The organism is Herbaspirillum sp. 1130 (assembly GCF_017833835.1).
GTDB classification, from domain to species: Bacteria; Pseudomonadota; Gammaproteobacteria; order Burkholderiales; family Burkholderiaceae_D; genus Herbaspirillum; species Herbaspirillum huttiense.
In genome coordinates, this window is sequence record NZ_JAFICQ010000005.1 from 204,140 (window position 1) to 227,575 (window position 23,436).

The window sequence follows — 23,436 nt, forward strand, 5'->3', positions numbered from 1 at the left end:
AAAAACCAAACGATATAAATCATTATTCAAGGAGACCAGCATGACACTGCAAGACAAGACCATCGTCGTCACCGGCGTTTCTTCCGGCATCGGTGCCGAGACCGCCCGGCTGCTGCGGGTCCAGGGTGCCCGCGTGATCGGGGTGGATCGCAATGCACCGATCATCAGCGTGGAGGGTTTCGTGCAGGCCGATCTCTCCACCGCCGATGCCATCCATGACGCCGCCGCGCAATTGCCCGAGAAGATCGATGGCCTGTGCAACATCGCCGGTGTGCCCGGCACGGCCCCGGCGGACTTGGTTGCACGCGTGAACTATCTCGGCTTGCGCCATCTCACCGAGCTGCTGATTCGCCGCATGCCGCCGGGCAGCGCCATCGTCAACGTGGCTTCCATCCTCGGTGCCGAATGGCCGCAGCGACTGGACCAGCACAAGGCGCTGGCGCAGACCGCCGGCTTCGCGGCGGGGGCCGAGTGGCTGGCGCAGCATCCGGTGCCGCAGGAGCGCTGCTACCAGTATTTCAAGGAAGCGCTCATCGTCTGGAGCATGGCCCAGGCCCAGCCCTGGTTCCTGAAGCATTCGGTCCGCATGAACAGCGTTGCGCCGGGCCCGGTGCTTACGCCCATCCTGGGCGATTTCGTGACCATGCTCGGGCAGGACCGCGTGCAGAAGGATGCCCATCGCATGAAGCGTCCGGCCTATCCGGACGAGATCGCTGCAGCCATCGTCTGGCTGTGCGATGACGGCAGCCGCTGGATCAATGGCGTGAACCTGCCGGTCGATGGCGGACTGGCCTCGACCTATCTCTGAATCCGGCGCACGGCAAGCGACCCATCCGATAACAATACAAGGAGACACCATGAGAGAGCACCGACAGCCCGCCCGCCGGCGCGCGGCGCGGCTGGCACTGAGCCTGAGCCTGCTGCCCGCGCTGGCCAGCGCCTACGACCAGCCCGCCGTCAACATGGGCGGGACCAGTTTCTTCGATGGCGCACCGCTGCCCGGCGGTCCCGGCTTTTACTTCGTCGAATACCTCACCTACACCAAGGCCACCAAACTGGTGGACAACAACGGCAACCGGCTGGGATTTCCTGCCACCCAGGACATCAGCGTGTTCGCCCCCATCAGCCAGTTCATCTACGTGCCACCGGGTGCCAAATTCGGCAACAAGCAACTGGGCTTCCAGGTGCTGGTGCCGTGGGTGGCCAATGCCAAGGTGGACGATGGTGCCAACAATGCCATCCTTCGTGGCAATACCGGCATTGGCGATATCAGCGCCGGCGTGTCTGTGCAGTACGATCCCGTCATGGGGGCGCAAGGGCCGCTTTATTCGCAGCGGTTCGAACTGCAGTTCATCCTGCCGACCGGGGCCTATGACCGCAATGCCACCGTCAATCCGGGGAGCAATACCTGGTCCTTCGATCCCTATTGGGCCGGTACGCTGTGGGCCAGCCAGAACCTGAGTTTCAGCTGGCGTCTGCACTATCTCTGGAATGCCCGCAACAACTCGCCCAATGCGGCTTTCGGCAACAACGTCAGCTCCACGCAGGCGGGGCAGGCGGTGCATGCCAACTTCTCCGCCGAGTACGTGCTCAATCCGGCGCTGACCATCGGCGCGGCCGGCTACTGGCTGCAGCAGATCACCGATACCAAGGTCAACGGCAGCGATGTGGGCGGGCGGCGCGAGCGCGTGGTCGGACTGGGGCCGGCGGCCATGGTGAGGTTGTCCGAGCGCGACCTGCTGTTCTTCAACGTGTACCAGGAATTCGCCGTGCGCAACCGGGCCGAGAACAGCAAGTTCCAGATCCGCTACGACCATCACTTCTGATCCGGGCGCATTCGGCGCTGTCTTCAGCTGCGGCTCTGCCTGCTTTCCTACAGCAGGCAGAGCCGTTGTCCGCTTAACCGCCCGGTCCTCCGGCGTGATACTGCTCCCCGACAATGAAGGCACCCAAGGTGCCCGCGACAAGATGGGAGAACCGAATCATGCCAGCTACCGACCAATCCAGAACCGGCCAGCCTGCCCGCCAGCTTGAGCAAACTGGCGATCCGATGTGCAAGCGCTTGCGTAAAACGCTCGCGGGTGGACGTTTGCCGCCGGTGGTCCGTCCTCCGCGCCAGCTGCAGCCTGCAGTGCAGATGTCCTCGCAAACCAGCGCGCCCGAGGTGCGCGTACGCGCCGAGAGCGGCCCTGCGCGTCCGGTAGCGAAGCAGGTCCAGCACGAGGAATACACCCAGCCCCTGCGCGCGAACCAGCGCCAGTGGACCTGATGGCGCGGCTTTGTATCACTTTCGGACTATCGGCTCGATAGGCAATGGCGATTGTTCCAGAACCCGGAACACTCAATTCTTTCCAGCGTGGTTTTTCTCCTGAGCGCTCTTCCGTAGACTTCAGTCCATCGATGAACGACATCGCAACGCAAGAAACGATGCGGTTCTAGAGAGTGAGTGGCGTGAGCCGAACGACATCCCGGCCCCACGCATCACTGAACAGTAATCAACCCGACTGAAGTCCACTTAACGTAACGCATTCAAGGAGAAACATCATGTCCGCAAAGACCATCATCGCCGCCGTCCTGGCCCTGTCCGCTTCGTCCGTCGCTTTCGCTGAAGCCCAATACCCGGTTGACAAGCCTTTCGTCTCGCACACCACCCGCGCTGCCGTGAAGGCCGACCTGGCCCGCGCCCAGGCACAAGGCATCGCCAACCAGCCTGACTCGGTGTTCCCGGCCGTCAGCAACGCTGCTGCCAAGAGCGCCGTGCAAACCGCCGGCAGCGTTGCCGATTCGACCTACGCTGGTGCCTGATGCAGGGTGATCCGATGCGTGGACCGGCATGACCGGCCACGCATCGCGGTTCGCTGCATCGTCACTGGTGTGTAGCAGAACCCCCGGCACGTAAAACAAGAAAGAGGAATTCATCATGCTGCATCAACTGTTCTCGCGTAGTCTCTCCGTGTATCCACGGATCTACCTGCAATTTGCCGCTCTGGTCGGTTTGCTCATTGCCGCCGAGTTCAGCTTGAGCACCTTGTCCATGATGCTGACCCAGCGCGCCGTCTATCGCGTCTCGCAACGCGTGCGCCACCGCCGTGAATTGCAGCGCCGTGAACGCTGTGCCGATTCCGGCGGCAATTGCTGTGCCTGAGCCTGGCTCAAGAATTTCGACATGAAAAAAGCGGCGCACCCACTGTGGGTGCGCCGCTTTGGTTTTTGGCGCCGATGCCGGGAACGGTGTGGGGGCTGAGGGCCGTTGTGAATGGATGGCTCCTGGACATTCGCTCAGTGTGATTCGTCCCAATGCGGAGGCGGCCGCATTGACGAAGGGCTCCATATTCAAGAATCGAGCAACTTTTCAATATCGATCCCCGCGAATGGCAATTCCGGCTCTGCGAACTTGCTCATCCGCATGAATTGTTTCTTGTCATAGGGATGGAAGCAAGGCACTTTAAACGGTCGGGCCTTGACGGTGACATCCTTCTTTGGGTCCTTGGGCTTTGGGGGCCCAGGTGCAGTTTCTCTGGCGAGCTTGGCTTCGCGGGCAGCTCTGGAAGCTTCCTCTGTTTCCTTTGCCGACTTGGCTGCTTTGGCGAGTTCTTCTGCCTCATGCGCACCTTTGCCAACCCGGGATGCCGTTCCTGCACCCTTTGCCATACCAACTGCGCGTTTGGCGACCTTGCCAACGCTGGTGACCACCTTGCCACCCGGGATCATGCTCGCCGCAGCGATCCCCGCTTCAACGTAGTCGCCCTCGGCGGTATAGATGGCCGCATCAATCGCACCCGTGATGACCGACAAGCCTGGAACGAAACTGGCCACGCCCAGCACGCCGTGCACCCAAGGACTCGACTTCTGCCAAAACGTTTTCTCGGCCGCAGTCTCTGCCTTGATGGCTGCGTTGGCGCCGCCACCGTGAGGCTCGATGTGCGTGAACGACCTGTCAGCCTGTTCGAGGATGACGCCTTTGGTCGTCATGACACTGCATCCCGCGTCTTATCGACCGGGTCGCAGGGCAAGTCGTTGAATTCAAGCCAGGCCTGATCAGCCAAGCGCGCAAGAGCGAGCGCAAAGTCGCGTCGCAACCGCTCGCTGGCGTCAAGCTGATTGACTAACGGTTCATTTTGGGAGACTGGGTGATACGGAAAAGCCCGCCGCAGAAGGCGGGCGTAGAGATAGTCCGGAAGCCGCTGTTCCAGACCCGGGGATGCTTTGGGCATGCGAAGATCCTGTGCTCATCAAGTATCCCTCCCTGATGCAACACTGGCCCGCATTGTAATGTTTCCATGTGGAAACTTGCAACTTCCGGATGACGGCTGCAGCTACGAAATGCTGAAGATGCGACCAAGGGGCAGCCTGCCCGGCAATGGTCCTGGCCCAGCCTGTATCAGCTGGCACCCCAGGCAAAGATTCAACTTGAAACAAAGGCCCTGGGCCGGCGCGAAACCGGACCCGGGCCTCCAAGGAGCAAGGTCACTGCCCAACGTTATATGACTAGTTCATCCGGTGTGCGCCGCTTTCCTTCGTACTGGCCGATCACATTGCCGCTTGCCATTCTCAAAGCCCGCGCTCCAGCAACTGCAACTCTTCACGAAAGGCGGGCTTCAGGCGATACAGCTGCGCCGGACGATGCGCCCCGCTCTCGAACTGTCCGTCCACCGGATCGAGCATGTCCATCTCGGTCATCTTGCGGCGGAAACTCACCTTGTTGATGCTCTCGCCCATCAGCACTTCATAGACCCGCTGCAACTGCGGCAAGGTAAAGACATCGCCCAGCAGATGGCAGGGCAGCGACGAATACTGGCTCTTGCTGCGCAGGCGCGAGACGGCGGTGCCGATGATGTCGCCATGGTCGAAGGGCAGCGGCGGCAGGCGGTCCACGCTGTGCAGGCGGACCTCGTCCCGCTCGGCCTGGGCGATGGTGGTGGCCGGTACCAGCGCGTAATACGCGATCGAGATCGACCAGCCGCGCGGATCACGCGCCGCACCGGAGAAGGTGGCCAGTTGTTCCAGGTAGGGCGCGGCGATGCCGGTCTTGTCCAGCAGCACGCGGCGCGCGGCATCGCGCGCATCGACGTCAGTGCGCGCATGAATGTAGCCGCCGGGCAGCGCCGCCACCCCCTTGAAGGGCGCATGTTCGCGCTTGAGCAGCGCCACTTCCAGCCCCTCGGCCGTGAGCGTGAGCAACGCCACATCCACTGTGCAGATCACCGGATCCATTTTTCTCCTCGCCTTGTCCAAGTCCGGGAAGTCTAAAGGTACTTAGTGTCATTGTGAATCTATTTGTTGCAATTCGGATCACGGATGACCTGTAAGCCCTATTTGGAGAGCTAATCCAGAAAATTTACGAAGCCTATGTTAGTTGCAAAATTAAATTAAGTGGTCTACACTGGCCTTACCGTAACCCGACGCACTCCGAAAGGTGGACACCATGAAGCGCTCCCTGCATCTCCTCGTGATCGATCCGCAAAACGATTTCTGCGACCTGCCGACGGACTGGCTGCCGGTGGACCCGGTTACCGGCGGGGTACTGCAACCAGCGCTGCCGGTGGCGGGCAGCCATGCCGACCTGCAGCGCGTGGCGCGTCTGATCGACCAGGGCGGTACCGGCCTGTCGGCCATCAGCATCACCCTCGACGCCCACCACAGGCTGGACATCGCCCATCCCACGTTCTGGCAGCAAGCTGATGGCGCGGCGGTCACGCCTTTCACCCAGATCGAGGCCGCGCAGGTCCGTGCCGGCGCTTACCTGCCACGTGATCCGCAAGCATTGCCGCGCGCACTGGCCTATCTCGATGCCCTGGAAACCGCCGGACGCTATCGCCTCATGGTCTGGCCGGTGCACTGCGAGATCGGCAGCTGGGGCGGGGCGGTCCACGCCGATGTGCGCGCCGCCTACAACCGCTGGGAAGAACGCACGCTGGGCGTGGTCACCAAGCTGGGCAAGGGCAGCAACCCGTGGACCGAGCACTATTCCGCAGTGATGGCCGAAGTGCCGGATGACGACGATCCGGCCACCCAGCTCAACCGTGGCTTCATCGCCACCCTGGCGCAGGCCGATACCGTCTACATCACCGGCGAGGCGGGCAGCCACTGCGTGCGCGCCACCACCGAGCACATCGCCGCCAACCTCGACGCCGCCGGCCGTGCCCGGCTGGTGCTGGTGACCGATTGCATGAGTCCGGTGGCCGGCTTCGAGGCGCAGTACCAGGATTTCCTGGCGGCCATGTCACAGGCCGGCGTGCGCCTGGCCACTTCGGAGCAGGTGCTGCAGGAACTGCAAGCCAACGCCTGACCCATCCACGTTGAAAGGAGTGCCCCATCATGGCACCCGTCGTTCGTAGTTTGCTGGAAACCGATCTCTACAAGTTCACCATGTGGCAGGCCCTGCTGCACAGCCATCCCGGTGCCCTGGCCGAATACACCTTCGTGTGCCGCAACCAGCCGCAATTCCCGCTGGCCGAATTGAAAGACGAGGTGGAGCGCGAGCTGGATCACCTGTGCAGCCTGCGCTTCAGCAGTGATGAACTGGCCTATCTGGCGCAGCTGCGCTACATGAAGAGCGACTTCATCGACTTCCTCGCGCTGTTCCGCTTCCAACGCAAGTTCATCGAGGTCAGCACCGAGGGCGAGCGCCTGTGCATCGTCGCGCGCGGTCCGCAGGTGCATGTCATGGGCTTCGAAATCTTCGTGCTCTACATCGTCAACGAACTCTATTTCCGCCGGATCGGCACGGCAGCGGCCGGGGAAGAAGCGCGCCGCCGTCTGGAGGAGAAGGTTGCTCTGCTGCACGCCTTCGCCGCTGAAGCGCCAGGCCGTCATCCCTTCGAGTTCTTCGACTTCGGCGTGCGCCGCCGCTACAGCGGAGCGTGGCAGGAGGAAGTGGTGGCCACGCTGGCGCGCGAGGTTCCGCAATATTTCAAGGGAACCTCCAACGTCTGGCTCGCCAAAAAATATCAGCTGGTGCCCATCGGCACCATGGCCCACGAATACCTGCAGTCCTACCAATCCTTCGGCGTGCGGCTGCGTGATTTCCAGAAGGCCGCACTGGAAGACTGGGTGCAGGAATACCGCGGCGACCTGGGCGTGGCCCTGACCGACGTGGTCGGCATGGATGCCTTCCTGGCGGACTTCGACCTGTATTTCGCCAAGCTCTTCGACGGCCTGCGGCACGACTCGGGCGATCCCTTCGAATGGGGCGAGAAGGCGCTGGCGCACTATCGCAAGCTGCGCCTGGATGCCAACACCAAGCGCCTGGTGTTCTCCGATGGACTGGACCTGCCGCAGGCGCTGCGCCTGTATCGTCATTTTTCCGACCGTGCCATGACCGGTTTCGGCATCGGCACCAACCTCAGCAACGACACCGGCATCGCGCCGCTGAACATCGTCATGAAGCTGTCGTCCTGCAATGGCCAGGCCGTGGCCAAGCTGTCCGATTCGCCGGGCAAGACTTTGTGCAAGGATGAAACTTTCCTGGCCTACCTGCGCCAGCTGTTCGGCATCGCTGCGCCGGCCACCCCTGCCTGAGCCGCTGCGGCGGCAGAAAGGATGCATCATGCTTCGCATCGCCATCGCCCAATGCAACCCCACCATCGGTGACTTCTCCGGCAATCTGGCGCTTCACCTCGATGGCCTGCAGCGCGCCGCCGGGGCCGGTGCCGACCTGGTGGTCTTTCCTGAACTCTCGGTCTGCGGCTACTACCCCGGCGATTTGCTGGAAGAAGCCCGCTTCCTGGCGCAGGCCGAGCAGACTTTGCAATCGGTCATCGACGCCACCCGCAGCCTGCCCGGACTGACGGCCGTGATCGGCGCGCCGCGCCGCAATCCCGGCCCCGGCAAGCCGCTCTTCAATGCCCTGCTGGCGGTGCGCGAGGGTGTCATCGTGGCCGAGTATCACAAGCAGTTGCTGCCGGTGTATGGCGTCTTCGATGATGGCCGCCATTTCGAGGCGGGTCCGGAGACGGCCTGCGTGTTGCCGGTCAAGGGCATGCGGGTCGGCTTCCTGATCTGCGAGGATGGCTGGAACGACGATCTGCGCAGCTATCGCGTCAATCCCTTCGAGAAGCTGGCCCAGGCCGATGCGCAACTGGTGGTCTCCATCAATGCCAGCCCGTCGGACGTCGGCAAGCGCAGCCAGCGCCACGCCCTGTTCCAGGCCGCCTGCCTGCGCCGCCAGATGGCGCTGCTCTACGTCAACCAGGTCGGCGGGCAGGACCAACTGGTCTATGACGGCGGCTCCTTCGCCATGTCGCCGCTGCAGGGACTGGCCTTCGAGGCGGCGCGCCTGGCCGAGGATTTCCAGGTCATCGCCTTCGAGAGCGGGCGCTTCCTGCGCAGCGATGGTGTGGGCGAACCGGTCCGCGCAGACCAGACCCTGGCCACGCCCGAATTCCAGCGCCGCCAGATCCTGCTGGGCCTGCGCGACTATGCGCGCCGCTGCGGCTTCGGCAAGGTGGTGGTCGGTTGTTCCGGTGGCATCGATTCGGCGCTCACCATCGCGCTGGCCGTGGAGGCGCTGGGGGCGCAGAACGTGGTGGCGGTGACCATGCCGTCGATGTTCTCCAGCACCGGTTCGGTCGATGATTCCGAAACGCTGTGCCAGGCGCTGGGCGTGACGCTGTTCCGCCATCCCATTTCCGATCTGGTGCGCGAGTTCGAGGACGGTTTTGCCAAGGCCTTCGGCGCACCCCTGCGCGGGCTGCCGCTGGAAAACCTGCAAGCCCGCGTGCGCGGTGCCATCCTCATGGAGTATTCCAACGGCTATGACGCGCTGCTGCTGACCACCGGCAACAAGAGCGAGATCTCGGTCGGCTACTGCACGCTGTATGGCGACACCAACGGCGGCCTGGGGCTGATCGGCGATCTCTACAAGACCGAGGTCTATGCCCTGGCGCGCCACCTCAATGCGCAGGCCGGCCGCGAGATCATCCCCGCGGCCATCATCGACAAGGCCCCCTCGGCCGAACTGGCCCCGGACCAGCGCGATACCGACAGCCTGCCGCCTTACGAGGTGCTGGACGAGATTCTCAAGTGGCACATCGAAGGCAGCCGCCTTCCTGCCGATGAAGCCCTTGCGGCAAGCCGCGCAGTCGAACAGCTCAGCGGAACCGAAACCGGGGCAGCACTGGTCGAACGCATCTGCCGCATGGTGGCGCGCAACGAATACAAGCGCCGCCAGTCGCCGCCAGTGATCCGGGTGCGCGCCCGGGCCTTCGGCAGCGGACGGCAGATTCCGATTGCAGTGCGCTATTGAGGCGCTGGCCGTCATCCGTCATCCGTCATTCAGGTGAACGGCCGTTCGACCCTGTTGATAAAAATTAAGGAAAGCGCATGCCCGTCCTGACTCCGCAATACGATGCCGCCGTGGTGATCGGCCGCTTCCAGCCCGTGCACAACGGCCACCTGCACCTGCTGCATCACGCGCTGGAGCGCGCGGCCGCGGTGATCGTGGTGCTGGGTTCGGCCTTCCACGCCCGCAACACCAAGAACCCCTTCACCTGGGAAGAGCGCGCCGCCATGATCGCCGGTGCCATGCCGCCGGGCCAGCGCGAACGCCTGCGCTTCGTCGCTACCCGCGATTACTACGACGATCGCCGCTGGTCCGCCGAAGTGCGCCGCCTGGTCGCGGCCGAGACCGATCCCCAGGCAAGGGTGCTGCTGGTCGGGCACTTCAAGGATGCCTCCAGCTACTACCTGCGCCACTTCCCGCAATGGCAGCTGGAAACCCTGCCGCGCGCGGGCGACATCGATGCCACCGACATTCGCAACGTCTGGTTCGAGGCCGAGGACCTGGAAGTCAGCCTCGACGTTCTCGACACGATGGTGCCGCCCAGCGTGCGCCACTACCTGCGCGCCTGGTCACTGCTGCCGCATTACGCCGCACTGGTGGAAGAACATCGCCAGTTGCGCAAGTATCAAGCGGCCTGGGCTGCGGCACCTTATCCGCCGGTCTTCACGACAGTGGATGCCGTGATCCGCGCGGCGGACCACGTGCTGCTGGTACAGCGCAAGGGCTTTCCGGGGCGTGGCCTGTGGGCCATCCCCGGCGGTTTCCTGGACCAGCGCGAGCGCCTGATGCAGGCCGCCCTGCGCGAACTCGCCGAGGAAACCAACCTGGCCGTGCTGGATGTGACGCTGGAAGAGGCCCTGGTGGACGTCAAGATTTTCGATCACCCCGACCGCAGTGCGCGTGGCCGCACCATCACTCATGCTTACTACTTTGACCTGCGGCTGGAACAACTGCCCGAGGTCGAGGCCGCCGATGATGCGGCCCAGGCGGTGTGGACACCGATTGCGCAACTGGCGGCGATGGAGGCGAGCTTCTTCGACGATCACTTCCATATCCTCGATACCTTCCTCAACCTCACCGGCAGCGAGTGAGACCATGGCCATCTCTGACGCCGTCGACACCGCCGAGGCCATCGCACCGGATAGTCCGGCGCTGCCGGACCTGATGCCCGCCGCCCTGCAGCAGCTGCTGGAAAACCGCCTGCCACGCGTGATCCGGCGCGAGCCCGACCAGGACGATGCAAGGCGCTGGCGGCGCTGGGAGATCGGCGGGCGTACCGTGCAGATCGCCCAGCCCGTGACCTTCACCCCCTATGCCTCGGCGCAGCCTTGCTCGGCGCGCTGCCGCTTCTGTTCGGAAACGCTGGACGATGGCGGCCCGCACGCCGCCGCACTGCGACCTGGTCCGCAGTACGGCGCACAGCTCCGGCAAGCGCTCGCTGCGCTGCGCGGGCTGCCGCTGTCGTGGTCGCTGTCGGGACTGGAGACCACCGATGACGCCGGCTGGATGCTGTCCATGCTCGATGTCCTGCAGGAGCACGCGCGCCAGTCACCCGTGCAGGGCAGCGTGCTCTACACCAATGGAGGCGGCCTGGCCACGCCGCGTGGCGCGGAGCTGATCGCGCGCTTGCAGGCCTTCGATCTCGGCTGGGTGGAACTGTCGCGCCATCATCATGAGGCCCAGGCCAATCAGGCCATCATGCGTTTTCGCAGCGGACAGGCGGTTGCCACGCAGGCCGGCATCGACGCCACTCTCACGCAACTGGTGCCGCAGTTGCCGGTGAAGCTGGTGTGCATCGTGCAGCAGGGTGGCATCGATGGCGTGCCCGCGCTGAAAGCCTATCTGCGCTGGGCGCAACAGCGCGGTGTGACGGCGGTGATCCTGCGCGAGTTCTCGCAACTCGGACCGCAATACCGCAACAACGTGACGGCCCGCTACATCGGCGGCGCGCGCATCGATGTGGCGGCGTTGCTGGCAGCCTGCCTGGCCGATCCGGAACTGAGCGCCGAAGCGCAACCGGTGCATGCCACCTCCGGCTACTACTTCTGGAACGTGGTGCTGCACTGGCGCGGCATGCAGCTCACCTTCGAAGCCTCGGACTATGTGCGCATGCATGCGCGCCATGCCAGCGGACGCATCTACAAGCTGGTGTTCCATGCCAATGGCCGCCTGTGCGGCGGCTGGAATCCCGAACAACACGTGCTGCTGGAAACCACCGGTGCCGCGCCCATGCGCAGTCGCGCGGTGCAGCCGCTGCAGCTGCTGCGGAGCCCGTGATGAACGACAACAGCTGGCTGCACCTCAGCAGGCAGGACCCGGCCTGGACCCTGCCACGGGAGCTGGCCGAGACCGATCCCTTCGGCGCGCGCGATTGCGGCTGGGTGGAGCAGATGCAGCCGTTCATTGCGCACCTGTGCCCGCCTGACGGCAAGGTGCTCGATCCCTTCTGCGGATTTGGCAGCACGCTGGTCGCCGCGCACAGCGTGGGCCGCGCGGGCATCGGCATCGAGATAGATGGCCAGCGCGTGGCATTGACGCGCCAGCGGCTGCAGCGTCTCGGGGCCGATGGTCCGCCACAGCAAGTGTTGCAAGGCGATGCCACGGCGCTCGCGCATTCCCTGCCGCCGGTGGACCTGGTGTTGAGCAACGTGCCTTACTTCGGCTGCCAGTGGCCGGACGCCTCCGACGCCGCGCACGCTGGACAGCTTTATGCCAGCCAGACCTACGCCGCTTTCCTCGGCATGCTGGAGCGTCTGCTGCGCGCATTGCGCGACTGTTTGCGTCCCGGCGGCTGGCTGGTGCTGTGCGCCGAGAACCTGCGGGTGGGCGAGCAGTTCGTGCCGCTGGCCTGGGATCTGGCGCGGCTGATGGCGGACCGCTTCCGTTTCGTCGAAGAGCGCATCCTGATCTATGACCGCGCCAGTACGTCCGAGACGCCTGGCCAGCTGCGCAGCAATCGTTCGCACGAATACGCGCTGATCGCGCGCCATCTGCCGCACGCCATCGATACGGAGCAGACCCTTGCCGTACTGCAAGCGCTGCAGTTGGCGCATCCGGGGTTCGTCCTTTACGGCAGCTTTGCGCGCTGGCTGCAGGATTTGCCGTTGTCGCAGGCGCCCGCCGATGCGGATCTGTTGCTGCCCGACGATCCGCGTCTGGTCGCTGCCGTGTGCCACTGGCTGGAACAGCAGGGCTTCGCGCTCACCTGCTGGGGCGCACCGTTCTCGGCCGCCATGGCCGGCTCCGCTGCGGCCGTGCTCCCGGAGCGCCACTACCTGCGCGCCGTGCGGCTCGACCGTGCGGGCCGGCAGGTGCGGCTGGACCTGTGCTTGCGTGATGCGCAGCACGATGTGGCAACTGTTCTTCCGCATGCGGTTTTCCGTCACGGCTTGCCCCTGATGCCGCCAGCGCTGTTGCAGGGCCCCGGCTGAGCTGGTGTGATCACTGCGCCGCATCGTTTATTCATCGCCTGTCTACCCGCTTTTACTGCGCCTCATGCCAAAATGGCATGGGGCGCTGTCCATGCCATTTCGGTATAGTGGCTGCGTTCCAAAGGAGGGTCGCCGCCAGGCACAACGTGGTCGGCACCAAAGACAAGCCGCCGGATCAGCGCGGAAAGCCAACGGGGTAGGGAAGATGGAAATCAAATGGGTGGAGGACTTCCTCTCGGTCGTCGATACGCTGAATTTCAGCCGCTCGGCCAAACTGCGCAATGTCACGCAACCGGCCTTCGGCCGCCGCATCCGCTCGCTGGAAACCTGGCTGGGCGCCGAACTGTTCGATCGCTCGTCCTATCCCTGCACGCTCACGCCGGCCGGTGAATCCTTCGTCCCGATCGCCAAGGAAATGCTCAACCAGTCGATGCAGGCGCGGCTGGTGCTGCGCGGCCAACTGGCAGGGGCGCAATCCTCGGTACGCTTTGCGATGCCGCACACGCTCTTGCTGACGGTGTTCCCCAAGCTGCTGTCGGAAATCGAAAAGACCATCGGCGCCATCGCCACCACCGTCATGGCCGGCAACGTGCACGATGCCGTCATGGCCCTGGTGGAGCGCAACTGCGACCTGCTGCTGTGCTATGACCATCGCCAGCAGGGCATCGCCCTCGATACCGAACGCTATGCCGTGCTTTCGCTGGGCAAGGAGCCGCTGCGTCCCTATGTCAAGACGCTGCCCAGTGGCCAGCCCAAGTATGTGTTGCCAGGGACGCCCAATGATCCGCAACCTTTCCTCAGTTATTCCCCATATTCCTCGCTCTCGCGCATCGTCGAGAAGGCCCTGCATTCCAGCCCGCGCCGCGTGCACCTGTTCCGCCGCTTCGAGACCGACCTGGCTGAAGGCTTGAAGAGCATGGCCGTCGAAGGCCACGGCATCGCCTGGCTGCCGGCCAGTGCGGTGTCGCGCGAGATCGCCGAGGGCAAGCTGACCCTGGCCATCGCCCCGAACGACAGCGAAGCGCTGGAGCAGGGGCTGTGGTGCGACGAGATGGATATCCGCGTCTATCGCCGTCTGGATGGAGCCAATCCGGACATAGACCGGATCTGGAACTATCTCAAGGCCGAGCACGGCACGCCATAATTTTTCCTGCATTTTTTGAAGCCAAGGTCCCGCATGAAATTTCTCACCAACCAGCAGGTCAGCGAACTGCTGACCACCGAAGACGCCATCGCCTCCATGCGCGAGGCCTTTGCCCACGCCGCCGAGGGCGCGCATCAGGGGCGCGTGCGCACCAGTGCCGCCAATGGCGTGATGCTGTCGATGATGGGGGCGGTCATTCCATCGGCCGGGATCGCCGGGGCCAAGGTCTACACCACCATCAAGGGCCAGTTCAGGTTCGTCATCCAGCTGTTCTCCAGCGAGACCGGCGCACCGCTGTGCACGCTGGAGGGCGACGCCATGACCGGCCTGCGCACTGCGGCCGCCACGGCGGTGGCCTGCGATGCGTTGGCCCGCAAGGACGCCGCCACCCTGGCGGTGATCGGCACCGGCGTGCAGGCGCGTTCGCACATTCCGGCGCTGCTGCAGGTGCGGCCGTTCAAGGAAGTATTGATCGCCGGCTTGTCGGGCCGCGAAGCCCTGGCCGAGGAAGTCACGCGCACCCTGGGCGTTCCGGCGCGGGTGGTGAGCGTCGATGAAGCCGCCGCCGCAGCGGACGTGCTGGTCACCGTGACCCGTTCAGCCACGCCGCTGTTCGATGGCAAGCTGCTGCGTCCGGGGGCTTTCGTCGCCGCCGTCGGTGCCTCCAAGGCCAACGTGCGCGAGCTGGACGACACCGCCATCGGCCGTGCCGCCGCGCTGTTCGTGGAATGGAAGCCGCAGGCGCAGCAGGAGGCCGGCGACCTGGTGCAGTGCGCACCGGGTGTGTTCGCGTGGGACAAGGTGATGGAACTGGCGCAGGCTGTCGATGGCAGCATGCCTTATCAGCGCCAGGACGAGGACATCGTCATCTACAAGGCCATCGGCATCGGCCTGGAAGATGTGGCGCTGGCAGGGCTGGCGTATCGCAAGGCGTGTGCGCAGTACGGCTGGTAAGCCAAACCTGGGTTGCATGAAAAAAGGCGCTGCGGATTTTCCCGCAGCGCCTTTTTGTTGGGGTCAGCCTCGAATCAGGCAGTCACTTTCTTGTCCTTGGCGGCCGCTGCCGGTTTGGCCCGCAAGGCGGTGGCGGTGGCGATGAGCACGACGGCGATGCCGGTCACGGTGCCCACGGTCACCGGTTCATCCAGCAGCAGCCAGCCCCACAGCGAAGCCGTCATCGGCACCAGGAAGGTCACGGTGATGGCCTTGGTCGCCCCTTCGGCGGCAATCAGTTGGAAGAACAGTGCGTAAGCGATACCGGTACAGACCACGCCCAGCACCAGTACAGATAACAGTGCAGGCAGGGTGCCGGCCTGCAGCGCATGCGGCATCGACGGCGCGGCCAGCGGCAGCAGGCACAGGGCAGCGGCGAACTGGCTGCCGGTGGCCATGGCGATGGGCGCAATGCCGCCGGCGCGCATGCGCGTGAAGGTGGCCGCAAAACCATAGCTGACCGCCGCACTCATGGCCGCCAGCACCCCGGCGATCACCAGCGCATTGACCGGCGCCGGGCCGATGCCCACCAGCACCGCCACACCGACCAGGCCCAGCACGAAGGCCCCGGTACGCACCAGGCTCAGCCGTTCGCCCAGCAGCAGGAAACCGAACATGGCCGTGAAGATCGGTGCCAGCGAATTCATGGTGGCCATGTAGGCCGAGGGAATGTGCAGCGCCGACCAGGCAAACAGCGCGAAGGGCAGGGCGGTATTGAAGATGCCGATCACCAGGTAGGGCAGCCAGTTGCGGCGCCACTGCAGCGGCACCCCGCGCATGCGGGCAAAGGCCAGCAGCGACAGCGTGGCCAGCGAAGCACGGCCGAAGGTGGTCAGCATGGGGCCGAAGACCGGTGCGGCGATGCGCATGAGCATGAAGCTGGTGCCCCAGATGGCAGCCAGCAGCAACAGCTTGGCAATGTTGGAGGAAGACATGGGCGTGGGCGGCAGGTATGGCCAGTGGGAGGTCGATTGTACGGCCACTTCCTCGAGCCGTCCCGGTACAGTTGGCAGCTTTGTACCGGGCCACTTGACCGCAGCGCAACAGTCACCGGGGAGAATGAGGAAGAACTGTGCATGGCACCGTACCGGGCCACCTGCTAGGCTTGCCAGCCTGACACTTACTGTACGGGAGCCTGCATGCTGACGATCTACGGCCGTGACAATTCCATCAACGTACGCAAGGTCCTGTGGGCCTGCAGCGAGCTGGACATTGCCTTCGAGCGGCAGGACTGGGGTATTGGTTTCAAATCGACCAGCGAGCCTTCCTTCGTTGCCATGAATCCCAATGCGATGGTGCCGGTGATTGATGATGATGGCTTCGTCCTGTGGGAGTCCAACAGCATCCTGCGCTATCTCGCCGGGCAATACGGTGACGGTGCGCTGTATCCGCAAGCACCGCGTCTGCGCGCGCGCATCGACCAGTGGATCGACTGGCAGGCCAGCGACCTCAACCGCAGCTGGAGCTATGCCTTCATGGCGCTGGTGCGCAAGTCGGCCGAGCATGGCGATGCGCAGCAACTGGCGGCTTCCATCGCCGGCTGGACGCGCTTCATGCAGGTGCTGGAACAACGGTTGCAGCACAGTGGCGGTTTCGTGGCGGGTCCTGCATTCACGCTGGCCGATATTCCGGTCGGGTTGTCGGTCAATCGCTGGTTCGGCACGCCCTTGGAGCATGCGCCCTTGCCGGCCGTGGCAGCGTATTACGAGCGTCTCAGCGAGCGGCCCGGCTTCCGCGCCTACGGCCGCAACGGCATGGCCTGATGGCGGCGGGCGCGGTACACTGCGGCCTTGCGCATGCGCGCCCATTTCCGTCCTGCAGGTTCACCATGGCCACCCGAAAGAAAAAACTGCTCTTCCTTGCCGCCTTCCTTGGCTGTCTGCTGCTGGCCAGCGTTCCCTTGTGGACTTTGCTGTTTTACTGATTTGTTTTGATTGCTTGCGCCTGCTCGAAATCGTATCAGGCGTTACTAAAAATCCTTCCAGGATTCGCTCTTCTTTTCTGCCCGATGCGGGCCGATGCGTCTTGCCCCGGCATGATGTGCGGCCTTGCTGCGGCACCGGCTGAAGGCTTCTTTCGGATTCTCTTCTTCGCGCTGCGGCTGATGTCATCACTGCAGAGGAGGAGCGTGTGCCACAAGCCTTCATCACCATCGGGGACAGGACCAGCCACGGCGGCACGGTCATCTCCGGCGATCTCACTTTCATGGTCCACGGCAAGCCGGTGGCGCGCGTGGGCGACCAGACGGTCTGCCCCCGGTGCCAGGGGACCTTCGCCATCACTACCGGTGCGGGCGACATGTTCTCGCTCGGCGCGGCCGTGGCACGCCACGGTGACCGCACCGCCTGCGGCGCCACACTCTTCGCCAGCCAGGCTACCAGCACGCATGCCGAGGGCCGGATCGCCAGTCCGGAATTCCTGGCCGCTGAGGCCGAGCTAGCCAAGGCCGGCGCCGGGAACGCTGCATCGGCCGATTCCGGCATCTGCCTGAGCTGCATGCGCGATGCTGCCGTCAGCGGCGCCACCCTGCTGGTGCGCAGCTGATGGCCGCCGACGTCATGAAGCGACTGGCCGAGGCGAGGAAGACCATGCCGGCACTGCAGCTGTACGTCCTCGTGGACGGACTGCACTACGAGTCCTGCACGGATGCGGCGCTACGTGAGGCACCCGGCGTCGTTGCACTTTTTGCCGAGACCGTGGATGCGCATCTGGCGCCCGCCGGGCCCTGGCTGCTGGCGGCCGAGAAGTTGTCCCCTGCGTTGCTGGAGCAGATCAGCCGCCTGGAAGCGATTGCTCCTGCGGTCTCCTGGATCATCGGCCCGCAGGATCTGCAGGGCCTGGCGCAACTATTGCGCTTGTGCATGCAGATGAGCTTGCCCGACGGACGCACTGCACTGCTGCGCTTGTGGGATCCGCGCGTGTTGGCTGCAGCAGCGCGTGACCTGAAGGCAGCGCAGCGCCACACGCTCTTCGGTCACCTGTTTGAATGGCACCTGTTGCTCGATGGCCGCCGGGTTCACATCGGGAGGCCGACATGATCCGCCTCGATGAAGACGACCTGGCGCGTTTGCGTGCACGCGATACCGAACATTTCATTGCCGCCGTGGCCGACCAGTTCCTGGCCGAGCGTGGAGACCTGCAACGCGTGCCGGGCCGCAGCGAGGTGATCCGGCGCATGCGCGAGGCCTATGCGCATGGTTTGTCGCTGGGCTTCGGTGCGTTGTCCCACCTGATCTACATGATGTATCTGTCGGCCGATTGGCCGGGCCTGTTCCGTCGTCCGGGCACCGTGCGTTACCTTCGCCGCCTGGGTGCCACGCCCGAACAAAGGCTCGATGACATGATCGCCGTCCTGCACAAGCTGGCCGCGCCGCAAGATGAGGAGCGCAAAACATGATCGCTCCCGTCGTGGCGGTACCGCTGATCAGCAGCGAGATTCTTGGATGGATAGGGCTGGGTGCTTCGGCGGTCGCAGCCGGTACCGGGGCGGCCATCTACAGCAGTTCGCGCAGGGCCGAAGAGGCCAAGTCCTCCCCATTGAGTCAGGCCGATGTACTCAAGAAAGATCAATCCTGCAAGCGCTGTCCCCCCGCAGCGGGGAGCCTGGTGCCACGCAACTGGCACATGTCTGAAGAGGCGCGGGCCTATCAGGCGCGTGTCACCGGGTTTGCGCCCTATACCGAGTGGGCCTTCGATGACATTGATTTCGATGGATTCCAGCTCGGCCCGTGTCTGCTGCAAGAGGCCAAGGCACGGTATGCGCAGTTTTTTGACAGGAAGACGGGTGAGCCCAAGTTCTTCTATGGATTGAAGGGGTACCCGAATCTTATGAAACAAGCCGCCGCGCAGAGTGCGGCCGTATTGAAGTCCAGTCCTGCCCACTTGTGCTGGTACGTGCAGGATCATTTGGTCTTTCGTCATCTGAGCGAGGTCTTTCCTGCCAACAAGCTCGCCATCCAACTTTTCCATAAGCCATGATCATGTATCTTGTCATCAACTTTGCCTTTGCTTCAACGCTCGCCACCTTGCCTAGCGCATCCGAACATTTCTCCATACTGTGGAAAGTCGCGGTTCTTTTGGACGCTGTGGGCATGCCGCTGGACGACTGGTGCCCTCCAGCTGATACGCCGGAAGATGCCCGGCGCATCCAGGCATTTGAAAGAGACGGTCCTACACGCGCTGCACTGGCCATTGTGGAAGAGGAGGAGCGCAGTGATCCTGCCAACGGCTTTCGTTATCTTGGTATCTGGAACGGCTATGAAGAAGAGGGCGGCTCCGCCATCCTGCTCGGATTGCAGCAGGCCGATGGACCCGGCAATTCCACTTTCCGCCTGCAGGCGCAGGCAGTTCCTGCGCTTTGTCAGAAGGCCAATCTGATCAAGGTGCTGACGGGGCTCTCGTTGCAATGGCAGCCTCCCTTCATCGCGGTCGACCCTGGCGGATATGGCATGCGCCACAAGGTCTTCGCCGATCGCCCCGGCGCCGGATGGCTGCTGTATCTGCCAGGCAGGATCACGCGCGCCCAAGTCCCCGAGGCCGCCGAGCTGCTGCCGGTATTGAACGAGGACGGACAGCAACGCGGCACCATCATCGTCTCGGTGGCGGGCGATGCGTTTGACGATGAAAACCCCGATCACATCCAGGCCGCCAACGCCATCGAAATCCGCTTGGCTGACCAGGACCTGTTGCCGCGCTACTCTGCCCTGTAACCCTCACGCAAAAAAAAATCCCCCGGGTCCGACGACCAGGGGGCCAACATCATTTCATCGCGATTCAGGCAGACACACACCAGGCGGCACCGGACATGGCACCGTCCCGCTCGCTCAATACGGCAGCCGATCGGGCGGCAGGCTGGCACGGCTGGCCAGCGGATGATGCCGCCAGCGCGCTTCGGCCAACAGGTAGATGCCCGTGGCCGAAAACGCAACGGTCACCAGCGTAGAGAGAACGGCAGTCAGCAGGAAGGTGGTGAACATGATGATCTCCTCAAGACGACTTCATCTTAGGAGAAAGCACCTTGCCTGGCTCTAGTGATTTTCCCTAGAAAACAAACAAGCCGCTCAGGGAATCCCTGAGCGGCTTGCAGACCGGCAATGCTGTCATCCTGTCATGCTGCCAAGGCAGCAAGCCCCGCAGCACGATGCCGCATCAGTGCATCAATAACGTTCCAGCCAGTGCGCGTAAGGTGCCGGCAGCGTCCAGGAAGGGCGCTCCACGCCCAGTTCCTTGGCGGCCTGGTAAGTCCAGTGCGGATTGGCCAGGTGCGAACGGCCCACCATCACCAGGTCGAGCTGGCCCTCCTTGACGGCGCGCTCGGCCAGTTCCGGCGTACCGAAGCCCCAGGCGGAAGACACCGGCACACCAGCTTCCTCGCGCACGCGCTTGGCGATCGGACCGAGGAAGGCCGGACCCCAGGGGATCTGCACTTCCGGAATGGTGAAACCGATGGTCACGCTGATCATGTCCATGCCGATCTCCTTGAACTGGCGCACCACGCCGATGGAGTCGGCCAGCGTCTGCTCGTCGCGGCCATCGTATTCCAGCACGCCGAAGCGTACCGTCAGGGCCAGGTGTTCCGGCCATACTTCACGCACGGCGCGCAGGGTTTCCAGCAGGAAGCGGGCGCGGTTTTCCACGCTGCCGCCGTAGATGTCATCACGCTGGTTGGAATGCGCCGAGAAGAAGCTCTGGCCCAGGTAGCCGTGGGCGAAGTGCAGCTCCAGCCATTCGAAGCCGGCATCACGGGCGCGGATGGCGGCATCGACGAAGTTCTGGCGCACGCGGGCGATGTCGTCCAGGCTCATGGCCTTGGGGACCTTGGGCAAGCCCTTGCCGAAAGCAATCGCGGACGGGGCGATGGTGTCCCAGCCGCGCGCGTCGTCGGCGGCCATGTGGTCGTCGCCTTCCCAGGGACGATTGGCGCTGGCCTTGCGGCCGGCGTGGCCGATCTGGATGCCGGGCACGGCACCGGCGGCCTTGATGGCTTGCACCACCGGCACGAAGGCTTGCGCCAGCTCGTCCGACCAGATGCCGGTGCAGCCCGGCGTGATGCGGCCTTCCGGGGCCACGGCAGTGGCCTCCACGATCACCAGGCCGGCACCGCCACGGGCGATGCTGGCGTAGTGCGACAGGTGCCATTCGTTGGCCTTGCCGTCCACCGCCATGTACTGGCACATGGGCGGGACGGCAATGCGGTTGCGCAGGTTCAGGTCCTTCAGCTTGAAGGGAGTAAAGAGAGCAGACATGGGTGGCTTCTTGTCAATGATGAAAATGAGATCAACAAGCGCTGCACTGGCACAGCACTCGCTTCGTTTGTTCGTAAATCTTCGAACTATGGAAGGAGTATAACCCAGGGTGTATCATCTTGCAGATGCGTCCCTACAAACATCCCGAGATTGCCGAGTTCGTGCTGGAGCGCGTGCTCTACGCGCTGAGCGATTCGATCCGCCTGGAGATCGTGCGCCACCTGGCGCGCGTGGAATGTGCGACCTGCGGCGAACTCGATGGCGGGCGTCCCAAGTCCACCGTCTCGCACCACTTCAAGGTCTTGCGCGAAGCCGGCCTGGTGCGTACCGAGAGCAATGGCACCACCCACATCAACACCTTGCGCAGCGCCGATATCGAGCAGCGCTTTCCGGGATTGCTGTCGGCCATTCTGGCCCAGCACGACAAGCTGCCGGCCCGCCGCAAGAAAGCGGCCTGAAGTCTCCCGTCCGCTCAGAGCTTGCCGGCCTTGACGTCGGCGTCCACTGCCACGAAGGCCGTGGCCATCGCATACTGTTCTGCCTCCACCGAGGTATTGCCGCGAAAGTCTTCGCACACCACGCGCCGGAAGGCGACCGGGTTGTCATTGCGATGCAGCTGGTAACTGCCGACCCAGGTGCCGTCGATCTGTTCCCTGCTGCTGACCCGGATGAAATAGCCGTGATGCTCGGCCACGTCATTGTCGAGCTGGGTATCGATCACCGCACGCGCGTAACCCACACCGGCCACCTGTGCCGAGGCCACCGAAGCGAAGGGATTGCCGCGCAGGCCGGGGGCCGGTTCGCCGTCGATCTGTACGGTACAAAGGACGTCGCCATCGCGTTGCTGCGTGCAGGAGACGCTGATGTGCTTGCCGCGATAGGTGGCACCGTAGGTGGGGAGCATGCGTGCTTTCAAGAAGAATTGCCTGGGCGCTATAGTGGCGCGATCGTTCATCGTGGTCAATCAACTTGCAGCCGGCTTGGCGTGACAGCCGCGTAAAAAAAGCCCGCATGTTGCCATGCGAGCCTTTTCTTTCACAGCGACGATTTGCGCAGCAGATCAGGACCCGTGCTTGGCCAGACCCTCGCGCATCCGGCGCACTTCCTTCTCCGACACGGCCCCTGCCTGGTTGCTCCAGCCCTGGCGCACGAAGCTGGCCAGTTCTGCCGCTTCCTTGTCCGAGAGGCGATGGGCGAAGCCCGGCATGACCAGGATCGACGGTGCCTTCTCGGTGGACGGCGTGCGCGCCCCGGCCAGGATCACGTGCAGCAACGCGCTGGGATTGTCGGCATTGACCACGGTCGCGCCATCGAGCACCGGGAAGATGCCCGGCGCGCCCTTGCCATTGACGAAGTGGCAGGCCGCGCAATTGTCCAGGTACAGGCGCTCGCCCAGGCTCAGGTCCTTGGCGGCCGTGAGTTTCTTCGTGGTCGCCTCGGCCCCTTGCGGCGTGACGCGCCCGCTGCTGGCGGAGGCCACCGGCGAGAGCGTCTTCAGGTAAGCGGCGATGGACTGCAGGTCTTCCGGTTTCAGGTGCGCCGTGCTGTGTTCCACCACCAGGCTCATCTCGCCCGCCACTGACGCGGTCTTGTTGCGGCCGGTCTGCAGGTAGTCGACGATGTCCTGCGCGCTCCAGTGCGGCATGCCGCGCAGCGACGGTACGGCCCAGCCATTGAGATCACCACCCGAGAGGAACTGCACCTGGCTGCTGTCGCTGGCCTTCTCGTTCATGGCAAAACCGCGCGGGGTGTGGCAGCTGCCGCAGTGGCCCAGGCCCTCGGCCAGATAGGCACCGCGCTTGATCTCGGCGTTCCAGCCGTCCTGCTCCTTGAACGGCTTGTCATTGGCGAAGAAGACATTCCACAGCTTCATCCCCCAGCGGATGTTGAACGGGAAGCTCATGCTGCTGGCCGGCGGCGTGGCGGCCACCGGTTTCACTCCTTGCATGAAGTAGGTGTAGAGGGCGTGGATGTCCTCGTCACTCACCTTGGCATAGCTGGGGTAGGGCATGGCCGGATAGAGCTGCGTGCCATCAGCGCGCACGCCGTGGCGCACGGCAGCGGAGAACTGCGCCTCGCTGTAGTTGCCGATGCCGTGTTCCTTGTCCGGCGTGATGTTGGTGGAGTAGATGATGCCGTGGCCGCTGTCGATGGCCAGTCCGCCCGAATAGGCCGGCTTGCCGGCAGCGCTGTGGCAGGCCATGCAGTCGCCGGCACGCGCCAGGTATTGGCCGCGCGCCACCGTATCCTGGTCGGCCGCCTGCGCCACATTGAACACACCCAGCACGCCCAGCGACAACGCCAGTCCGGCCAGCAATGAAGTCATTTTTTTCATGTTCT

28 protein-coding genes are annotated in these 23,436 nt (G+C 64.0%); 20 read left to right on the forward strand and 8 right to left on the reverse strand.

The window, feature by feature from the left end; genetic code table 11:
• Positions 1-40: 40 nt before the first annotated feature.
• From JOD78_RS22375 to JOD78_RS22395, 5 genes are all read left to right on the forward strand, one after another.
• On the forward strand, positions 41-808 hold the full coding sequence (locus JOD78_RS22375) for a coniferyl-alcohol dehydrogenase (RefSeq protein ID WP_121041133.1): 768 nt from the start codon (positions 41-43) through the stop codon (positions 806-808).
• Between the two features lie 49 nt (positions 809-857).
• Positions 858-1,826 carry a transporter gene (locus tag JOD78_RS22380; RefSeq protein ID WP_121041131.1) on the forward strand — a complete coding sequence of 323 codons (969 nt, stop codon included), beginning with the start codon at positions 858-860 and terminating at the stop codon, positions 1,824-1,826.
• 158 nt (positions 1,827-1,984) lie between these two features.
• The gene (locus tag JOD78_RS22385) at positions 1,985-2,269 is read left to right on the forward strand and encodes a hypothetical protein (protein WP_209569494.1); all 285 of its coding nucleotides are present in this window, start codon (positions 1,985-1,987) and stop codon (positions 2,267-2,269) included.
• Positions 2,270-2,544: 275 nt separating this feature from the next.
• Positions 2,545-2,805, forward strand: coding sequence for a DUF4148 domain-containing protein (locus JOD78_RS22390; RefSeq protein ID WP_034333171.1), 261 nt, complete (start codon positions 2,545-2,547; stop codon positions 2,803-2,805).
• 115 nt (positions 2,806-2,920) lie between these two features.
• Entirely contained in the window at positions 2,921-3,145 is a 225-nt protein-coding gene (locus JOD78_RS22395; protein WP_121041128.1) for a hypothetical protein, read from the forward strand.
• Between the two features lie 188 nt (positions 3,146-3,333).
• Here the strand turns inward: JOD78_RS22395 and JOD78_RS22400 are convergent, their stop codons facing one another.
• The 3 genes from JOD78_RS22400 to JOD78_RS22410 form a co-directional block, all read right to left on the reverse strand.
• Positions 3,334-3,972 carry a hypothetical protein gene (locus JOD78_RS22400; RefSeq protein WP_245202252.1) on the reverse strand — a complete coding sequence of 213 codons (639 nt, stop codon included), beginning with the start codon at positions 3,970-3,972 and terminating at the stop codon, positions 3,334-3,336.
• Positions 3,969-4,214 (reverse strand): hypothetical protein, encoded by a 246-nt coding sequence (locus JOD78_RS22405; RefSeq protein ID WP_134223838.1) that lies wholly within the window; start codon positions 4,212-4,214, stop codon positions 3,969-3,971. The genes JOD78_RS22400 and JOD78_RS22405 overlap by 4 nt, the downstream gene beginning before the upstream one ends.
• A gap of 337 nt (positions 4,215-4,551) precedes the next feature.
• Positions 4,552-5,214, reverse strand: a complete 663-nt coding sequence (locus JOD78_RS22410) for an NUDIX domain-containing protein (protein ID WP_121041121.1) — start codon at positions 5,212-5,214, stop codon at positions 4,552-4,554.
• A 211-nt stretch (positions 5,215-5,425) separates the two neighbouring features.
• Between JOD78_RS22410 and JOD78_RS22415 the strand changes: the two genes are divergently transcribed.
• From JOD78_RS22415 to JOD78_RS22450, 8 genes are all read left to right on the forward strand, one after another.
• The gene (locus tag JOD78_RS22415; protein WP_204726825.1) at positions 5,426-6,289 is read left to right on the forward strand and encodes a cysteine hydrolase; all 864 of its coding nucleotides are present in this window, start codon (positions 5,426-5,428) and stop codon (positions 6,287-6,289) included.
• 29 nt (positions 6,290-6,318) lie between these two features.
• Positions 6,319-7,521, forward strand: coding sequence for a nicotinate phosphoribosyltransferase (gene pncB, locus JOD78_RS22420; RefSeq protein ID WP_121041117.1), 1,203 nt, complete (start codon positions 6,319-6,321; stop codon positions 7,519-7,521).
• A 28-nt stretch (positions 7,522-7,549) separates the two neighbouring features.
• Positions 7,550-9,247 (forward strand): NAD+ synthase, encoded by a 1,698-nt coding sequence (locus JOD78_RS22425; RefSeq protein ID WP_209569492.1) that lies wholly within the window; start codon positions 7,550-7,552, stop codon positions 9,245-9,247.
• Positions 9,248-9,324: 77 nt separating this feature from the next.
• A complete protein-coding gene (locus JOD78_RS22430; RefSeq protein ID WP_209569490.1) occupies positions 9,325-10,374 on the forward strand; it encodes a bifunctional nicotinamide-nucleotide adenylyltransferase/Nudix hydroxylase in 1,050 nt (349 codons plus the stop codon).
• Between the two features lie 4 nt (positions 10,375-10,378).
• The gene (locus JOD78_RS22435) at positions 10,379-11,560 is read left to right on the forward strand and encodes a hypothetical protein (protein WP_209569489.1); all 1,182 of its coding nucleotides are present in this window, start codon (positions 10,379-10,381) and stop codon (positions 11,558-11,560) included.
• Entirely contained in the window at positions 11,560-12,714 is a 1,155-nt protein-coding gene (locus JOD78_RS22440) for a DNA methyltransferase (RefSeq protein WP_209569488.1), read from the forward strand. The genes JOD78_RS22435 and JOD78_RS22440 overlap by 1 nt, the downstream gene beginning before the upstream one ends.
• A gap of 205 nt (positions 12,715-12,919) precedes the next feature.
• Positions 12,920-13,858: a LysR family transcriptional regulator gene (locus JOD78_RS22445; RefSeq protein ID WP_039784761.1), complete on the forward strand. Its 939-nt coding sequence runs from the start codon at positions 12,920-12,922 to the stop codon at positions 13,856-13,858.
• Between the two features lie 33 nt (positions 13,859-13,891).
• Positions 13,892-14,812, forward strand: a complete 921-nt coding sequence (locus tag JOD78_RS22450; RefSeq protein WP_121041109.1) for an ornithine cyclodeaminase family protein — start codon at positions 13,892-13,894, stop codon at positions 14,810-14,812.
• A gap of 74 nt (positions 14,813-14,886) precedes the next feature.
• On the opposite strand, the gene JOD78_RS22455 is transcribed toward JOD78_RS22450, so the two are convergent.
• Positions 14,887-15,786: a DMT family transporter gene (locus JOD78_RS22455; RefSeq protein WP_121041107.1), complete on the reverse strand. Its 900-nt coding sequence runs from the start codon at positions 15,784-15,786 to the stop codon at positions 14,887-14,889.
• A 204-nt stretch (positions 15,787-15,990) separates the two neighbouring features.
• Here JOD78_RS22455 and JOD78_RS22460 point away from each other — a divergent pair, with 204 nt between their 5' ends.
• The 6 genes from JOD78_RS22460 to JOD78_RS22485 all read left to right on the forward strand — a co-directional run bounded on the left by JOD78_RS22460 (position 15,991) and on the right by JOD78_RS22485 (position 19,560).
• Positions 15,991-16,614 carry a glutathione S-transferase gene (locus tag JOD78_RS22460; RefSeq protein WP_121041105.1) on the forward strand — a complete coding sequence of 208 codons (624 nt, stop codon included), beginning with the start codon at positions 15,991-15,993 and terminating at the stop codon, positions 16,612-16,614.
• A gap of 367 nt (positions 16,615-16,981) precedes the next feature.
• Positions 16,982-17,395 (forward strand): PAAR domain-containing protein, encoded by a 414-nt coding sequence (locus JOD78_RS22465; protein WP_121041103.1) that lies wholly within the window; start codon positions 16,982-16,984, stop codon positions 17,393-17,395.
• Complete coding sequence (locus JOD78_RS22470; protein ID WP_121041101.1) at positions 17,395-17,889, forward strand: DUF4123 domain-containing protein; 495 nt, start codon at positions 17,395-17,397, stop codon at positions 17,887-17,889. Before JOD78_RS22465 ends, JOD78_RS22470 begins: the two co-directional genes overlap by 1 nt.
• Positions 17,886-18,248: a hypothetical protein gene (locus tag JOD78_RS22475; RefSeq protein ID WP_121041099.1), complete on the forward strand. Its 363-nt coding sequence runs from the start codon at positions 17,886-17,888 to the stop codon at positions 18,246-18,248. The genes JOD78_RS22470 and JOD78_RS22475 overlap by 4 nt, the downstream gene beginning before the upstream one ends.
• Entirely contained in the window at positions 18,245-18,829 is a 585-nt protein-coding gene (locus JOD78_RS22480; protein ID WP_121041097.1) for a restriction endonuclease fold toxin 5 domain-containing protein, read from the forward strand. Before JOD78_RS22475 ends, JOD78_RS22480 begins: the two co-directional genes overlap by 4 nt.
• A 2-nt stretch (positions 18,830-18,831) precedes the next feature.
• A complete protein-coding gene (locus tag JOD78_RS22485) occupies positions 18,832-19,560 on the forward strand; it encodes an Imm52 family immunity protein (protein WP_245202253.1) in 729 nt (242 codons plus the stop codon).
• Positions 19,561-19,674: 114 nt separating this feature from the next.
• Here JOD78_RS22485 and JOD78_RS22490 read toward each other — a convergent pair whose 3' ends face one another.
• The gene (locus JOD78_RS22490) at positions 19,675-19,827 is read right to left on the reverse strand and encodes a hypothetical protein (RefSeq protein ID WP_166675512.1); all 153 of its coding nucleotides are present in this window, start codon (positions 19,825-19,827) and stop codon (positions 19,675-19,677) included.
• Positions 19,828-20,007: 180 nt separating this feature from the next.
• Complete coding sequence (locus JOD78_RS22495; RefSeq protein WP_121041093.1) at positions 20,008-21,096, reverse strand: NADH:flavin oxidoreductase/NADH oxidase; 1,089 nt, start codon at positions 21,094-21,096, stop codon at positions 20,008-20,010.
• A gap of 125 nt (positions 21,097-21,221) precedes the next feature.
• On the opposite strand from JOD78_RS22495, the gene JOD78_RS22500 reads away from it, so the two are divergent.
• Positions 21,222-21,554 (forward strand): helix-turn-helix domain-containing protein, encoded by a 333-nt coding sequence (locus JOD78_RS22500; protein WP_034331719.1) that lies wholly within the window; start codon positions 21,222-21,224, stop codon positions 21,552-21,554.
• A gap of 14 nt (positions 21,555-21,568) precedes the next feature.
• Here the strand turns inward: JOD78_RS22500 and JOD78_RS22505 are convergent, their stop codons facing one another.
• Positions 21,569-22,000 (reverse strand): hypothetical protein, encoded by a 432-nt coding sequence (locus JOD78_RS22505; RefSeq protein WP_121041091.1) that lies wholly within the window; start codon positions 21,998-22,000, stop codon positions 21,569-21,571.
• Positions 22,001-22,156: 156 nt separating this feature from the next.
• Positions 22,157-23,431, reverse strand: a complete 1,275-nt coding sequence (locus tag JOD78_RS22510) for a cytochrome c (RefSeq protein WP_121041089.1) — start codon at positions 23,429-23,431, stop codon at positions 22,157-22,159.
• Positions 23,432-23,436 lie beyond the last annotated feature (5 nt).